The following is a 15,491-nucleotide window of genomic DNA, read 5'->3' as shown; positions in this document are numbered from 1 at the left end:
GGCCGGTCGAACAGGATGGAAGAATTGGACATGGCAAAGGCTCCAGACATGAAAACCCCGCCGGCAGACGTCGCGGGCGGGGCTGGAACGAACGAACCGGAATTTTATTGGGCCGGTCCTTTTCGTCGCGCAAACAGCTTGCCGCGCTGCGTGGTGCAGGAACGGCGTCGCTTGGCGATGGCGAACGAGAAAACGAACATGACGCCACGCTGGAGCAGGAAGCGCGGCGCTGTCAAGATTTTGGCGTTGGCCCAGCCTCCGAGTTGACCCGCGCGGCTAGAGCGGGCGGCGCCGGCAAGGCCATAAGTGTACTGCCAGGCAACGCCAGTCTTCACCTTGCGCGGTGGTTGCTCGCCTAAACTGCTGCGCCGTCGAGTAGGGCTCTCGTACGCGTACAAAAAAACAGCAACAGCTAATATTGTTGGACATTCAACCTACCATTGTTTCAAATTTCTATTTGATCTAATCTTGGCATCATAATATAAGCGGAGAAGCACTGGACGGGCTGACGGGGGGGGCGCCATGCATCGAGGGCTGGCAAAGCGTACAATCTCACGTTTGTTAGGCGCGATGACGGTCGTCTACGCGCTCGCGGGCACGACGTCAGCGCTCGGGCAGTCTTGTAGTCCCACACAGACAGCTCATGCTTTTAGCTTTACTGGCGGCGACCAGTCCATCTCGGTTCCTGGCAACACCCATTCCGCCACAGTATACCTCAAGGGAGCGCAAGGCGGGGTTGGCAAGAGCGGCGCCGGCACCATCGGGGGCAGCCCATTGAGCCCAGGCGGCGCCGGCGGGCTCGGCGGCCAGGTGAGCGGTTCCTTGACTGTCGCGCCGGGTGACATCCTTTCTGTCGGCGTTGGCGGCCGTGGCTCGCTCGCGGTCAATCCCGGTGGCGCGAGCGGTACTCCCGACGGCGGCAATGGTGGCGGGGCGACCGACCTGCGGCTGGGCGGAACCCGCCTGGCAATTGCTGGCGGCGGTGGCGGCGGTGGCAACGGGGGCTGGCACACTACAAATTCGATAGCTGGTGGCGCCGGTGGCAAGAGCGGGGGATCCGGCTCGGCAGGAACCGATGTTTCGGGCGGCCTTGGCCCCTTTGGCGGTGAAGGTGGCACTGTAGGTGCCGGTGGCGCGATCGGCGCTGGGTGCGATAGTTTTCCTGGCACGGCCGGTCAGACAAATGGCCAAGGCGGAACTGCACGAAATTTCTCAGGGTCTTTCCTGGGTGCCGGATATGCTGGTGGCGGCGGTGGCGGGGCTACTGTCGGCGGCGGTGGTGGCGGCGCAGGCGTCGGCACGACCTCGTGCCAGCAGAACTGGAACGGCGCCGGCGGCGGCGGCGGCGGCGGCGGATCATCGGATGCCGGCTCGCTGCAATCGGCTGCGGTGGCGGATGGCGTCAATTCCGGCGATGGGTCCGCATTGATCTGTTTTGATGAGCCGCTCTATGTGATCAGTGGCACAGCGAGCGGTCAGACCGGGACGGTGAGTTTGAAATTGACATCAAGCTCGCCGGCAGGGACGCAAACCAGGGACGTGAATGTCGGCGATATCACCTTTGCCTTTGCGGATGGCCTGCTGACCGGCTCCAACTGGAGCGTTGAGGTTACTGCCAAGCCGGCCGACCAGACATGCACGGTCACGACGGCCTCGGGCACGGTGGCGGGAGCCGACGTGACCAATCTTGTCCTGTCCTGCACCACGGTCACGGTGGAGCTGTCGCCGGCAACATTGCCGAATGCGCATATTGGCACGCCGTACAGCCAGACCATCACGGCAAGCAGCCCCAATGGCGGCGCCGCACCCTATACCTTCACCGTGATTTCCGGCTCAGTGCCTCCCGGCCTCGCGCTCTCGCCTGGAGGTACGCTGGCTGGCACACCCACTGTCGCGGCCAATTACGATTTTACGGTGCGGGCCACGGACAGCAACGGCTTTACCGGCCAACGTGACTACACTGTGGTCGTCGAGATCCACTTGCCGTCGGCACAGGACCACACGCTGGACGTGATGGCCGGAACGACCGGGTCCCTCGACCTGACGCAAGGGGCTACGAATGGGCCGTTTACCAGCGCCACGATTGCCTCGCCGCCGCCGAGCGAAGCGGGCACGGCTTCCATTGTGCCCGATGGCGGCGCTTATATCCTGCAGTTTGCCGCGGCAGCCACCTTTGTCGGCACAACCAGCCTGACCTACACGCTCTCGAATGCCGACGGAACGTCACCTCCGGCAACCGTGACCATCAACGTCACGGCACGGCCCGACCCCTCCCGCGATCCGGAAGTGATCGGCCTGATTCGGGCACAGGTGGAGGCGGCAAAGCACTTCGCCGACATTCAGATCCAGGGATTTGGACAGAGGCTGGAACAGCTCCACAATGAGGGCGACCAGCGCCACAGTTCGATAGGCCTCAGCGTTGCCGTCCAGCAATCGTCGGACAATCCCGACGCATACGCTCAGCAGCAGAATGCGGCGAACGATCCGGCGCTCGCCGCAATCGCCACGGCATCGTCGCAGTCCACTTACGGAGCGCCCAATCCGGAGCGCATTCAGCCCAACGCCAACGCAAAGCAGGACAGGACTTCGACCGGCGCGTCGCCGATCAAGACCGGACAGTCTTCAACTGGCACGGACGTGGACACCCAGACGTCGTCACTGCCGGCCGAGAACCCATTTGGCGAACTGGCCTTCTGGAGCGGCGGCTACGTCAATTTCGGCACCGATGACGATGGAGCCATCAAGCTCGACCATACGCTGGTCGGCGTGAGCGTCGGTGCCGACTACCGCTTTTCCCCGACCTTCACCGCCGGTCTCGGGTTTGGCTATGGCCATGACGTCACCGACGTCGGGAGCAACGGCACCGAAAGCCGCGCCCATGCCATCTCGGTCGCCGCCTATAGCAGCTACCGCCCGGCGCCAAGTTTTTTTGTCGATGGCCTTGCCGGCTATGGCGCCCTCAATTTCGACAGTGAGCGCTATGTGACCGATACCGGCGATTTCGCGTCTGGAACGCGCGACGGAAGCCAGGTCTTCGGGTCGCTGACGGCGGGCTACGAATTTCGCCGGCCGGACTCTCTGATATCACCCTATGGACGTCTGTCGGGGTCCCACTCCACGCTTGACGGCTTCACCGAGACGGGTGGCGACATCTATAATCTGACCTTCGGCAAGCAGACCGTCGACACGCTGTCGGGCACCCTTGGCCTGCGCATCGAGAACAACATTCCTACCAGCTGGGGTCTGCTCACACCGCGCGCGCGCTTTGAGTATACGCACGACTTTGCCGGCTCCAGCCGCGTCAGCCTCGGCTATGCCGATATCGGCACCACGCCCTACGCGCTGGACGCAGATGCCTTTTCCAACGACTATTTGTCAATCGGGCTCGGCGTCGATGCGCAAATCGGCGGTATTGCCTTCGGGCTGAACTACAGCACCGCGGTCGGCAGCAACGGCGACAGCCAGGACCATACGATCGCCGCGCGAATTGGGATGAAATACTAGGGCATGATCCCAAAAAGTGGGGTTAGATCGTGAGGGAATTCATCATGATCTAGGGCGGCTCCAGGTTTCGCCCGGCCGCTCTTTCTCATTCTGACCTCGGCCGCCCTAAACGTTCACAAAAATCGATCATTTCAACAAAAACAATTCGTTGGAAAGATCGATTCTGGGATGACATTCTCCTGAGGTACTTGCGTGGAGAATTGCATTGTCTTCCGCCGCCCAACTAGCGAACGATATTCCGATCAGCATGATTTCCGCCGATCTGGCCGTGGGCCGGAAGCGGCTCGGTTCCGTGTGGAATGGCGTCATCCCCGGGATCGTGCTGGTGGCGATGATCACGGCTGCGGCCTTCTCGGCCCATAATGTCTCCGGCTTCGCGCTGTTCAGCCCGATGATCCTCGCCGTCGTCGCCGGCATGATCTATTCCAACGTGCTCGGCACGCCCGCCCACGCCAAGGCCGGCATTGCATTCTCGCAGAAGCGCCTGCTGCGCTTTGCCGTCGTGCTGCTCGGCTTCCAGCTGACGCTTGGCCAGGTCGTCTCCATCGGCGCCGGCGGCGTCGGCATCGTGGCGCTGACCCTTGGAGCGACCTTCGTCTTCACCATTACGCTTGGCCGGCTGATCGGCGTCGACGCCAAGCTGGCGCAGCTGATTGCCGCCGGCACCTCGATCTGCGGCGCTTCGGCGATCGTTGCCACCAACATCGTCACCGATGCGCGCGACGAGGACGTCACTTATGCCGTCGCCTCGATCACGCTGTTCGGCACCGTCGCCATGCTCGGCTTTCCGCTGCTGGCGCCGGTGCTCGGCCTCGACCAGCACGCATTCGGCCTGTGGGCCGGCGCCTCGATCCAAGGTGGCACAGGTCATCGGCGCCGGCTTCCAGAACGGCGCCCAGTCCGGCGAGATCGCCACCGTCGCCAAGCTGACCCGCGTCGCCCTGCTGGCGCCGATGGTCATCGCGCTCGGCCTGATGGCGCGCCGCAAGAGCAATGGCGATCGCCCAAGCGACCAATCCGGTGCGCGGCCGCCGATGCCGTGGTTCGTCGCCGCTTTCGTCGCCGTCGTGGCGCTGAACAGCCTGGTTGCCGTGCCGGCCGAAGTGAAGTCGGCCATGGCGTTCGCTACCACCATCATGCTGACCATGGGGCTCGCCGCCATGGGTCTGCAGGCCAACATTTCGCAGCTGCGCTCGCGCGGCCTTCGCCCGCTGGCGCTCGCCTCCTGCGCCTTCCTGTTCATCGGCTGCTTCAGCCTGATGCTGGTGAAGTTCGCTTAATCCTCGAACGAACTCGCCGCGACATAGATCGCGGCCAGCGCCTCGATGCCGGCCTGATCGTCCTTGTCGAAGCGGCCGGGCGTCGGGCTGTCGAGGTCGATCAGGCCGAAGACGCCGTCATTGTCCCTCAGCAGCACGACGAGCTCCGAGCGCGAGTCGGCGTCGCAAGCGATGTGGCCGGCAAATTCATGCACATCCTTGACCAGCATCGACATTTCGAGATCGATGGCGGTGCCGCACACGCCCTTGCCGACGGCGATGCGCACGCAGGCCGGCTTGCCCTGGAACGGTCCAAGCACCAGCTCCTCGTCCGACGCCAGGAAATAGAAGCCGGCCCAGTTGAGATCGGGCACCATCTGGAAGATCAGCGCCGATGTGTTGGCGGCGTTGGCGACGGAGTCGCTCTCGCCTTCCAGCAGCGCCTTCAACTGGGTGGCCAGTTCGCGGTAGAAGGCTGGCTTGTCGGTGCTGTTGATGGTCTGGGCCGCAAACATGGCGTCGTCTCCATTGCCGGCGGGCCAAAAAGCCCGCTACATTTCCTGTCTGCCACCAATGACGCTCCCAGGAAATACACAATTGTGAATACCGACCGTGCCAGCCAAACACACGACCGGGCGCAACCCGCAGCGAGCGAAGGTCCCCTCACCTTCGCCGTGCTGGTCTTTCCCGGCTTTCCGATGATGGCGTTCAGTTCGGTGATCGAGCCATTGCGCGCCGCCAACGTGCTGGCCAAGCGCGATTGTTACCGCTGGGTGATCGTCGGCGCCGACCAGGGCACGGCCGAGGCGTCCAATGGGGTTGTCATACAACCGGGGTTCTCGGCCTCCGGCGCGCCGAAGGTCGACCGCATCGTCGTCTGCTCCGGCGGCAATGCGGACTTGCTTGTCGCGGACGATGCGGTTGCCTGGATCCGCAGGAGCCTGCGCGCCGGCGCCCATATCGGCGCGGTGGCCGACGCCGCCTTCTTCCTCGCCCGGGCCGGCCTGCTCGACGGCCATGCCTGCACCTTGCACTGGACCAGCCAGGCCGCCTTCACCGAGGCCTTCCCGGATATCGAGCTTCGGCGCGACCTCTATGTCATCGACCGCAAGCGCTTCACCTCGGCCGGCGGCGTCGGCAGCCTCGACATGATGCTGGAGATCATCACCAACGATTATGGCGGCGAGCTCGCGGCGGGCGTTGCCGAATGGTTCGTGCACAGCCCCTTGCGCTCGAGCGTCGACCGCAAGCTGATGCCGCTCAGGCTGCGCACCGGCGTCCAGAACGAACTGGTGCTGTCGGCCATCGCCATCATGGAGGATGCGGTCGAGGAGCGGCTTGGCATGACGGAACTGGCGGCAAGGCTCGGCGTCTCCTCCGACAAGTTGGAGCGCAATTTCCGCGCCCAGCTCAGCATTTCGCCCAATGGATATTACCGGCGGCTCCGGCTGCGGCGCGCCGCCGACCTGTTGGCCCATTCGACGCTGATGGTGCGAGATGTGGCGCTGGCCTGCGGCTTCGCGTCCATGTCAAGTTTTGCCCGAGCGTTTCGCGAGGAGCATGGGCACGCGCCGAAGGCGATGCGGCGGCATTAGAGGGCGCTGCGCGCTAACGCGGTGAGATGCTGGCGGGACAGCGCCCCCCTCTGTCCTGCCGGACATCTCCCCCACACGGGGGGAGATCAGATGTCGCCTCGGCTTTCGCCAATCACCAACGTTGCAGGGCGAGCGGGACGCGAAAGCTGCTAATCTCCCTCCTTGTGGGGGAGATGTCCGGCAGGACAGAGGGGGGCGCGAAGGATCGCAACATTGCCCTTTGTATCCATGCCCTTCTTGCGGCATTTCGCACGACATCTGCGGATTCTCGCACAGACATTTTTCGGCGCATGGCTATGGTCTAGCCCTTCAGGAGGCGCACCCAATGAGCATCGTCGTTTTCGACCCCGACAGCACCGAGGATGTGGATTTCAAGGACCGCATGCGCCACCCGGTCGCGGCCGACTCCGCCGGCGGCATGTGGCTGTCGGATACCGAGCCGTCCTTCATCGATGCCGACGCCTTGCGCAAGGGCCGGCTGGCCAAGCTGCGCGGCTGGATGCGCGAGGCGGGCTATGGGGGCGTCGTTTTGTTCGACCCCTACAACCAGCGCTACGCAACCGGCTCGCGCAACATGTTCGGCTATTTCCTGCGCAACTCGACGCGGTATTTCTTCATCCCGACCGACGGGCCGATCGTGCTGTTCGAGTACCCGCAGAGCTACCATGTCTCGATGGTGCTCGACACGATCGACGAGGCGCGGCCGTCCAAGCTGGTGTGGTCTTCGGTGTCGGGCCGTGACGACGAAACCGCTGGTCCCTTCGCCGACGAGATCGCCGAGCTTTTGACGAAGCACGGCGGCGGCTCGATGAAGCTCGGGCTCGACCGCTGCAGCCATTTGCAGGCGCTGGCGCTGGAAAAGCGCGGCTGCGACGTCAGGGATTGCCAGGGCGAAATCCTGGGGGTGCGGGCGGTCAAGACGCCCGAGGAAGTCAAATGCCTGCAGGTGTCGATGGCCGGCGCGGAAGCCGCCGTCTACGCCGTGCGCGAGGCGATCAAGCCCGGCGTCTCCGAAAACGATCTGTTCGCCATCATGTATGGCGAGGTGATCCGCCAGGGCGGCGAGTTCATCGAGACGAGGCTGCTCACCTCGGGACAGCGCACCAATCCCTGGTTCAACGAGGCCAGCGGCCGCAAGATCCGGCCGGGCGAGCTTCTGGCGCTCGATACGGACACGATCGGCTGCTATGGCTATTATTCCGATTTTTCGCGCACCTTCCGCTGCGGGCCGGGCAAGCCGACCGGCTATCAGAAATCGCTTTACCGCATGGCACACGACCAGGTTCAGCACAACATTTCGATCGTCAGGCCGGGCATGGCTTTTCGCGAGATCGCCGAAAAGGCGTGGAAAATCCCGGACCGCTTCGTCGACCAGCGCTATACCTCGGTGATGCATGGCGTCGGCATGCATGGCGAGACGCCGTTCATAGCGCACGCCATGGACTATGAAACCTACGGCCGCGACGGTGTTGTCGTGCCCGGCATGGTGGTGAGCGTGGAAAGCTATATCGGCGAGAAAGGCGGCCGCGAGGGCGTCAAGCTGGAGGACGAGATCCTGATCACCGACACCGGCACCGAGCTTCTGTCGCGCTTTCCCTACGAGGATGAGTTTCTGGAGAAGCAGGTTTGATCGCAGCGTCCCTCACTAACGTCAGCGCGGTATCGCAAACCTTCGGGAATAGTCGCGGCAGCTATGCCTTCGTCATCCTAGGGCGAAGCAAGGAGCGCAGCGACGCGGCGCAGACTCTAGGATCCATGCCGGGACTCATCCGCGCCGCAACGGTGCAAGTTCTGCTCCGCCGCACTCTCCGACCAGCGTCACGGCATGGATCCTCGGGTCTCCGCGACGGAGCTTCGCTCCTGCTTCGCCCGTGGATGACGAAGGTGGGGAGGCACCGGCCAATCACCACTGTTGGCGCCACTTCGCTGAACGGAATAGCGTTGGTCGCGAACCAAGGCCTATCCGCATGAAAAGCCGGATCTCGATCAAACGCGGCACGGTCGCCGCGGCGTTCATCGACCTCCAGGAAGAGCATCGGCAGGACAAGCGCTATCTGGTCGAAGGTTTTGGCGAGGTGCTTGCCAACGTCCAGCGCCTGCAGGCGGCGGCGCGGCGCAACTTCGTGCCGCTGTATCACTGGGCCTATATCGTCGATACCGCCAAGGCGCGTCCGTTCCATCCGCTCGACGCCGACGGCAAGTCCGCCTTTTCCGACAAGACCGATCCGCTGACGGAGATTTGCCATGAGGTGGCGCCCGCGGCCGGCGAGACGATGCTGGTCAAGACGCAGGCCAGCGCCTTCGGCGCCGGACCTGGCGCAACCGAACTCAAGGCGCGCGGCATCGAATGGCTGATCGTCGCCGGCGTCTGGACCGAGGCCTGCATCGACGCCACCGTGAAGGACGCGGTCGCATCCGGCTTTCGTGTGCTTCTGGTCAAGGATGCCTGCGGCAGCGGCAGTGCCGCCATGCACCAGACCGCCATCCTCAACCTTGCCAACCGGCTCTATGGCGGCGCCGTCACCAACACGATAGACGCGTGCCGGCTGATGGCGGGCGACACGGTCAGCGCCTGGCAGGTCGAGGGTTCGGTGCCGCTGCGATTCACCTTTGAAAACGCCGAACGGCTCTACGGCGAGCTCTGAGAGATGGGCACCGCCCACAAGCTCAAGACAGCCAGACGGGGCAAATACGCCACCCTGCTCGACCCGGCGCTGTGGGATTATATCGACCTGGTCAATGACTGGTTCCCGCCCGAAATCGCCGAACTTCCGATCGCCGAGCAAAGGTCGGTCTATGATGCGATGTGCCGCGCCTTCCATCAGGGTTATCCCAACGGGGTTTCGGCCAGCGACGGCATCATCGCCGCCGATGCAGGACACGCCATCCCGATCCGCTATTACCGGATGGCGGGCAAGCCCGTGCGCGCCGTCATCGTCTACTATCATGGCGGCGGCTTTGTCCTTGGCGGGCTCGACAGCCATGACGACATCTGCGCCGAAATCTGCGCCGGCACCGGTTTCGACGTTGTCTCGGCCGACTACCGGTTGGCGCCGGAACATCCCCACCCGGCCGCCTTCGACGACGCGCTGACCGTGTTCGAATGGGCGGCGGTGACAACGGACCTGCCGATCGTGCTCGTTGGCGAAAGCGCCGGCGGCAACCTTGCCGCCGCGGTCGCGCACGCGTCGCGCCGCCACCTGCGCCACGCGGTCGGCCAGGTGCTGATCTATCCCGGCCTCGGCGGCGACGAGAGTGCCGGCTCCTATGTCGAACATGCCGACGCACCGCTGCTGACGCTGCGCGACATCGCGTTCTACCGCACCATTCGCGCTGCCCCGGCACAGTCGCCCGACGACCAGACTTTTTCGCCGCTGAGCGACAATGACTTCTCCGGCCTGCCGCCGACTGTCATCATCACCGCCCAATGCGATCCGCTGTCATCGGACGGCGAGACCTATCGCGACCGCATCGTTGCGGCAGGTGGCCGCGCCTGGTGGTATGAGGAGCCGCGGCTGGTGCACAGTTTTCTGCGCGCCCGCAAAAGTGTTCAGCGCGCCGGCGAGGCGTTCGTGTGCACGCTTGCAGCCATCGCCGCCGTCGCCGTGCTCGGCAAGAACGACGAAGCGCTGATCTCCCCCCTAGTGGGGGAGATGGCCGGCAGGCCAGAGGGGGGTGCGAAGGATCGCGGCCCTTCAATATCCTGAGTTAACGCAACGATTGTCTGCAAGGACACTCCAGTCAACTGAAGGGCCGGCAGGACAGCGCCCCCTCTGTCCTGCCGGACATCTCCCACACAACAAGGGGAGAGATTGGCTAACCGCGACTGCGGAGCAGCGCACAAGAATTGCGGAAAAGCGTACATTTCCCGGTGTTGGCCCGCTTTATGATTGCCTGCTCAGGTAACGGCGTCTCGGCGATCGCATTCGCGCCCAGCGGGGCGGACCATCGAGGCGCCCACAAAAAAGGGAACGACGATGAAATTCATGCTGACCGACCGTAATTTGCACCCGCAGGCGAAGCCCGTTGCCGATGATTTCAGGAAGGGCGGCGTCAACCGGCGCGAATATCTCGCCATCATGGCCGGCTTTGGCGTCAGTGCCGCCGGCGCGCTGGCGCTGGGCGGCCTTTCCCCTTCGCCTGCCCGGGCCGAAGAGCCGAAACGCGGCGGCACCTTGCGCGTCGCCATGAACGTCAAGGGCTTCAAGGATCCACGTACTTTCGACGGCGTTGAGATGTCCAATGTGGCGCGCCATTGCAACGAATATCTGGTGCGCTGGAACCGCGACTTCACCTTCGAGCCGTGGCTGCTCGAAAGCTGGGAAACCAGCGACGACGCCAGGACGCTGACGCTGCATGTGCGCAAGGGCATCGCCTGGTCGAATGGCGACACCTTCAACGCCGACGACGTCATCCACAATCTCACCCGCTGGTGCGATGCTTCCGTCGCCGGCAATTCGGTCGCCGCACGCATGGGCGCGCTGGTCAATGCCGACACCAAGAAGCCGGTCGATGGCGGCATCGAGAAGGTCGACGACTTCACCGTAAAGCTCAATCTGCCGAAACCCGACATTTCGCTGATCGCCGGCATGGCCGACTATCCCGCGCTGATCATGCACCGCTCCTATGAGGGCGGCGACGATCCGATGAAAGCGCTGGCGATCACCACCGGACCCTGCGAACTGGTCAGCTGGAATGCCGAGACAAGTGCTGAGGTGAAGCGCAAGGACAAGCCCTGGTGGAAAGGCGACTTCCATCTCGATGGCATCAAATGGGTCGATTACGGCTCCGACCCCAACGCCATGCTGTCGGCGTTCGAATCCGGTGAGATCGACACCGACCACGAAACCGCGTCCGACGCCGTGTCGCAGACCGAGCAGATGGGCTTGCTGAATTCCGAGATCGCCACCGGATCGACCATCGTTGCCCGTTTCAATGTCGGCAACGCACCCTATGACGACGTCGAGGTGCGCCGCGCCGCCCAGCTTGCAGTCGACAATTCCGCCGTGCTGGCGCTCGGCCTCGGCGGCCGCGGCAAGCCGGCCGACAACCACCATGTCGGCCCGATGCATCCGGAATTTGCCGATATCGGCCCGGCCAAGCGCGACATGGATCAGGCCAAGAAACTGCTCACTGAAGCCGGCAAGGCCGACCACGAATTCGAGCTGATCTCGGTCGACATCGAATGGCAAAAGAGCACCGGCGACGCGATCGCCGCGCAGATGCGCGAGGCTGGCCTGAAGATCAAACGCACCGTGTTGCCGGCGGCGACCTTCTGGAACGACTGGAGCAAATACCCCTTCTCCACAACCGAATGGCTGGGCCGCCCGCTCGGCGTCCAGGTGCTGGCGCTCGCCTACAAATCGGGCGCCGCCTGGAACGAAAGCGCTTACGCCAACAAAGAGTTCGACGAACTTCTCGACAAGGCGCTGGCAACGCCGGACGCCGCCCAGCGCAAGGAGATCATGGCCAGGATCGAGCAGAATCTGCGCGATGCCGGCATCATCATCCAGCCCTACTGGCGCTCGGTCTACCGCACCTATCGCAAAGGCGTGCAAGGCTGCGAACAGCACCAGTCGCTGGAACAGCATTTTGAGAAGGTGTGGCTGGAGGGGTGATCGTTCTAGGATTAAGGTGGCCGGCGCTGCGTTTAAAGCCGCGCCGGCTTGATCGCGCCACTACCTGCGCCAAAAGCTAGTTAGACAGGAAGCCCCTCGTGCTTTTCGTCAATCGCTCTAACTCGAGCCTCATAGGGCTCCCACGGGTTACGATAGAACGACATCATGTGGTCTATCGCGTAGGAACTTTTTTCTAGCGCCGTCTCCCTTAGCAGTACTGACATGGCGGAATGCGAGCGCTCGATCCGGCTTTCGGGCGAAGCCGGCACGGCGCCGCATCCTGCGATCCTGCACCCATGCGACGCTCAAGCAATTCGCGGCAGCCGAGCGTGAGCGCGAAAATTTCCGCAGGCATGTCGAGAGCATTGCGCCCGAGCGGCGCTTCCTCAGCAACCCGGCACGGGCCTCGCTAGCCGTCGGCGCCGCCTTGCTCGATGGCGAGTTGGCCTACCACCAGGGGCAGCATGACGACTCTTACGCCCATCTGCGCCAATCCGTCGAACTCGACGACAATCTGTCCTACACCGAGCCCTGGGCCTGGATGCACCGCCGCGCCATGCGCTGGCGGCACTGGTCCTCGACCAGGGCCACACTGACGAGGCCGAGCAGGTCTATCGCGACGACCTCGGCCTGAGCGGCAAGGTCCAGCGCTGCGCCCTGCACCCCGACAATGTCTGGTCGCTGCACGGGTTGGTGGAATGTCTGAAGCGGCGCGGCGAGAGCGTGGAACTGCCGGGGGTGCAGGAGAAGCTCGACGTAGCACTGGCCAAGGCTAATGTGGCGATCACGTCGTCATGCCTGTGCCGGACGAGACCGCAGGCGGACCGTAGCTGCTGTCGTTGAGAGGGCAGCCAACCGACCGAAATCGGCGACGTTCGCTCACGAGAAAATCTCAGCCAGATCGTCGATGCTGGTGCCTTCCTTGAGCTGTCGCAACTCCACATACATGACGACGATGGCGATCGATACCACCAAGCCTTGGGCTGTATCGACCAGGGCGTTGAGCAAAAAGCCCAGTGTCAGACCAAATGAGAAAAGAAGGCGTTCGCCCAAATATCCACGGTGATTGAAGGCACGAGCACGACAAGCCAGATGCACAGCAACGGCCAGCGGCTGCCTTTGGTCAGGTCGCGGCTGCGTTGCATGCTGGCGAACACGCCACGCCCTTCACCGACAATTACCGGCGTCGTGACCGACCTGCGCGCCAGCAGCAACAGTCCGGGAACGATGATGAGTACCAGGCCCAGCCAGAAGGCGAATGTGATCAGGATCGAGGCGGCGCTTGCCGGTAGCAGAAGCGCACAGGCTGTTCTGATGCAATCGCGTGCCGACGGCCGTTCGCCGCGCAGATCCATCAGGGCCGCTCGCGTCAATGCCGCCTGCATGAATGCCCCCAGCACAAAAACGCCCAACATGAAGATTGCCGTGATCGTCAACCGTCGCATCGAGTATTCGGGCTCTACCGACGCAACGGATACCCAGAACCAGTAGGAAAATCCAAACTCCGGCAAGGCGTATACGAACAAAGCCACTCCCAAGCACAGCACTGAATTGCGCCGGATAATCGCGAACGTATCGCGGAGAACCCTGCCGATGCGAAATTTGCCTGGCTGCTCCGGCGTCATCGACGTCACGATTGCCCTACCCCGGTCGATGTGCCGTTACGAAAAAATCTGCGCCAGTTCGTCGACGCTGGTGCCTTCCTTGACCTGGCGCAGTTCGACATAGGTGACGGCAATGGTCACCGACAGCATCGTCGAAAAGATCGTCGACACCAGAGTGCTGCCGAGCGCTCCGACCAGGACACCGACGCCGGTGATGCCGCCGGTGGTGGCGACCGCCAGTCCGAAAAACAAAGTGAACACCGCCTGGATGAGCATCGCCGCCACGCCAATGATCAGCAGCAGCCAGAATATCGACCAGCGGCTGCCTTTGGTCAGGGCACGGCTGCGCGATATCGAGCCGAACACGCCAAGCCGCTCCTGAACCGCAATGGGCACGGAAACCGATACGGAAATCAGCCACATGAAAGCGGGGATAAACGCCAGGGCAAGCCCGATCAGCCACCCGATAGGGGGAATGACCCAGGCGATGAAAACCATCACAAAAACAGCCACCACCAGAGTGACAATGATTAGAATGCCTATGCCCAGCGTGGGCAAGAAGCTGCGCAATCCTATCTGGATGCAGTCGCCGATGACCGGCCGCTTGCCGTTCAAATCCTCGATTGCCGCCCTGACAAGCGCCGCTTGCACCAGCAAGGCCAGCACGAAAATGATCAAGGAAGCGACTATCGATAAGCCCGAGTAGTCTCCCATGGCCGACGTTTCGAAAGCGGCGGCGTTCCCGGCGCTGTCGACGTTCACCAATGTAGCGACCCGGGACAGGTTCCAGAGGTTGTACAGCAGTGCGGGCAGGGTTGAGAAAAGTCCGACGACCACAGCAAGGAAACCCAGATTGCGGCCGATGACCGCGAAGCTGTTGCTGAAAACCCTGCCGATGCGGAATTTTTCCGGTCGGTCCTGCGCCAGTGACGTCACGATGCCTCCTGCCCTGGCACCCGCCTTGACCTGACCGGGTCAAGGCGGTGCAAACCCGTCGGCTTACGAGAAGATCTCGGCCAGTTCGTCGACGCTGGTGCCTTCCTTGACCTTGCGCAGCTCGACATAGCTGACCGCGGCGGCGACCGACAGCAACATCGACATCACGCTCTGCACCAGTGCCGCCACGACAGTAGCGACAATGTCGTGAAACAGGTAGACAAACACGCCCACCGCGCCCTGGATGACCATGCCGATGATGATCAGGACAAGGAACAAGCCGAAGAGCGACCAGCGGCTGCCCTTGGTCAGGGCGCGGCTGCGCGACATCGAGCCGAACACGCCGAGCCGCTCCTGGATCTGAACCGGTATCGCAACCGACCAGCCCAGCCACAAGATGATGCCGGGCACCAGCAACGCAAGCGCGGCTAGGCCTGCGCCCAGGCCGACGAGCAGGCCGATCGCCAATGTCGGCAGAAAATATCGGATGGCTATCTGCAGGCAATCGCCCAAGGTCGGCCGCTTGCCGTTCAAATCCTCGATTGTGGCTCGCACGAGCGCCGACTGCAGCACCAGTACGAAAAGGGAGGCAATGAAACTGGCCGGGAGCGTCACCCAAATGTTGCTAAACACCAGGGCGGGGTCGGCCGCAGCGCCGGGATTGGCCGTCAGGAGCGCCTGCATGCGCGATTCGGTCCATAGCCGAAGAATAACTGCCGGCACCCCCGCAAACAGCACCGAAAGCCCCACGAAAAGTATGACGTTGCGGCCGATGACGGAGAAGCTGTTGTTGAAGACCCTGCCGATCTGAAATTTCTCAGGCCGTGCAAATGTTGCCGAAGTCATGATGCGCCCCCTGTTCCACCGCCGAATATTGTCCGGCAGCCGCAGTAGTAAATTTGCCAAGATTAACGACTGGCGTCTAGCCCACTTGCAAAAGTTACGCTGCATTGCCAGTGTCGGCTCGCGAACCGC

Annotated in this window: 12 protein-coding genes and 1 pseudogene; 8 read left to right on the top strand and 5 right to left on the bottom strand. The window is 63.1% G+C overall.

Annotated features, from left to right (window positions below):
• Window positions 1–774 precede the first annotated feature (774 nt).
• Together NKK52_RS06535 and NKK52_RS06530 are read left to right on the top strand one after the other, a co-directional pair.
• Window positions 775–3,504 (top strand): autotransporter domain-containing protein, encoded by a 2,730-nt coding sequence (locus NKK52_RS06535; RefSeq protein WP_023682889.1) that lies wholly within the window; start codon window positions 775–777, stop codon window positions 3,502–3,504.
• A 247-nt stretch (window positions 3,505–3,751) separates the two neighbouring features.
• A pseudogene (locus tag NKK52_RS06530) lies at window positions 3,752–4,784 on the top strand (YeiH family protein).
• Here NKK52_RS06530 and msrC read toward each other — a convergent pair.
• Complete coding sequence (msrC, locus tag NKK52_RS06525) at window positions 4,781–5,278, bottom strand: free L-methionine (R)-S-oxide reductase MsrC (RefSeq protein ID WP_023682890.1); 498 nt, start codon at window positions 5,276–5,278, stop codon at window positions 4,781–4,783. The pseudogene NKK52_RS06530 and the gene msrC overlap by 4 nt on opposite strands.
• Window positions 5,279–5,461: 183 nt before the next feature.
• Between msrC and NKK52_RS06520 the strand changes: the two genes are divergently transcribed.
• The 6 genes from NKK52_RS06520 to NKK52_RS32195 all read left to right on the top strand — a co-directional run bounded on the left by NKK52_RS06520 (window position 5,462) and on the right by NKK52_RS32195 (window position 12,610).
• Window positions 5,462–6,358: a GlxA family transcriptional regulator gene (locus NKK52_RS06520; protein ID WP_245262749.1), complete on the top strand. Its 897-nt coding sequence runs from the start codon at window positions 5,462–5,464 to the stop codon at window positions 6,356–6,358.
• Window positions 6,359–6,683: 325 nt separating this feature from the next.
• Window positions 6,684–7,988, top strand: coding sequence for a M24 family metallopeptidase (locus NKK52_RS06515; RefSeq protein ID WP_023672543.1), 1,305 nt, complete (start codon window positions 6,684–6,686; stop codon window positions 7,986–7,988).
• A gap of 337 nt (window positions 7,989–8,325) precedes the next feature.
• Window positions 8,326–9,003: an isochorismatase family protein gene (locus NKK52_RS06510; protein ID WP_023682892.1), complete on the top strand. Its 678-nt coding sequence runs from the start codon at window positions 8,326–8,328 to the stop codon at window positions 9,001–9,003.
• 3 nt (window positions 9,004–9,006) lie between these two features.
• Window positions 9,007–10,065 carry an alpha/beta hydrolase gene (locus tag NKK52_RS06505; protein WP_084633951.1) on the top strand — a complete coding sequence of 353 codons (1,059 nt, stop codon included), beginning with the start codon at window positions 9,007–9,009 and terminating at the stop codon, window positions 10,063–10,065.
• A 270-nt stretch (window positions 10,066–10,335) separates the two neighbouring features.
• On the top strand, window positions 10,336–11,976 hold the full coding sequence (locus NKK52_RS06500; RefSeq protein WP_023682894.1) for an ABC transporter substrate-binding protein: 1,641 nt from the start codon (window positions 10,336–10,338) through the stop codon (window positions 11,974–11,976).
• A 427-nt stretch (window positions 11,977–12,403) separates the two neighbouring features.
• Complete coding sequence (locus NKK52_RS32195) at window positions 12,404–12,610, top strand: hypothetical protein (RefSeq protein WP_502902891.1); 207 nt, start codon at window positions 12,404–12,406, stop codon at window positions 12,608–12,610.
• A 245-nt stretch (window positions 12,611–12,855) separates the two neighbouring features.
• On the opposite strand, the gene NKK52_RS06490 is transcribed toward NKK52_RS32195, so the two are convergent.
• From NKK52_RS06490 to NKK52_RS06475, 4 genes are all read right to left on the bottom strand, one after another.
• Window positions 12,856–13,029: a hypothetical protein gene (locus NKK52_RS06490; RefSeq protein ID WP_156939255.1), complete on the bottom strand. Its 174-nt coding sequence runs from the start codon at window positions 13,027–13,029 to the stop codon at window positions 12,856–12,858.
• Window positions 12,996–13,610 carry a hypothetical protein gene (locus NKK52_RS06485; protein WP_023682897.1) on the bottom strand — a complete coding sequence of 205 codons (615 nt, stop codon included), beginning with the start codon at window positions 13,608–13,610 and terminating at the stop codon, window positions 12,996–12,998. Before NKK52_RS06485 ends, NKK52_RS06490 begins: the two co-directional genes overlap by 34 nt.
• A 27-nt stretch (window positions 13,611–13,637) precedes the next feature.
• Window positions 13,638–14,516 (bottom strand): hypothetical protein, encoded by an 879-nt coding sequence (locus tag NKK52_RS06480; protein WP_031203935.1) that lies wholly within the window; start codon window positions 14,514–14,516, stop codon window positions 13,638–13,640.
• Between the two features lie 63 nt (window positions 14,517–14,579).
• Complete coding sequence (locus NKK52_RS06475) at window positions 14,580–15,467, bottom strand: hypothetical protein (RefSeq protein ID WP_352628504.1); 888 nt, start codon at window positions 15,465–15,467, stop codon at window positions 14,580–14,582.
• Between the last annotated feature and the right edge of the window lie 24 nt (window positions 15,468–15,491).

The organism is Mesorhizobium sp. C277A, from assembly GCF_040324395.1.
In the GTDB taxonomy this organism is placed as follows: Bacteria; Pseudomonadota; Alphaproteobacteria; order Rhizobiales; family Rhizobiaceae; genus Mesorhizobium.
Note: the sequence above shows the minus strand (reverse complement) of the source record. Positions and strands in the feature narration are given on the sequence as shown.

What these genes read in the sequence shown, in the direction of transcription:
- msrC (WP_023682890.1), bottom strand. Translation starts at nt 5,278, where the DNA reads ATGTTTGCGGCCCAGACCATCAACAGCACCGACAAGCCAGCCTTCTAC.
- NKK52_RS06520 (WP_245262749.1), top strand. Translation starts at nt 5,462, where the DNA reads ATGATGGCGTTCAGTTCGGTGATCGAGCCATTGCGCGCCGCCAACGTG.
- NKK52_RS06515 (WP_023672543.1), top strand. Translation starts at nt 6,684, where the DNA reads ATGAGCATCGTCGTTTTCGACCCCGACAGCACCGAGGATGTGGATTTC.
- NKK52_RS06510 (WP_023682892.1), top strand. Translation starts at nt 8,326, where the DNA reads ATGAAAAGCCGGATCTCGATCAAACGCGGCACGGTCGCCGCGGCGTTC.
- NKK52_RS06505 (WP_084633951.1), top strand. Translation starts at nt 9,007, where the DNA reads ATGGGCACCGCCCACAAGCTCAAGACAGCCAGACGGGGCAAATACGCC.
- NKK52_RS06500 (WP_023682894.1), top strand. Translation starts at nt 10,336, where the DNA reads ATGAAATTCATGCTGACCGACCGTAATTTGCACCCGCAGGCGAAGCCC.
- NKK52_RS06475 (WP_352628504.1), bottom strand. Translation starts at nt 15,467, where the DNA reads ATGCAGCGTAACTTTTGCAAGTGGGCTAGACGCCAGTCGTTAATCTTG.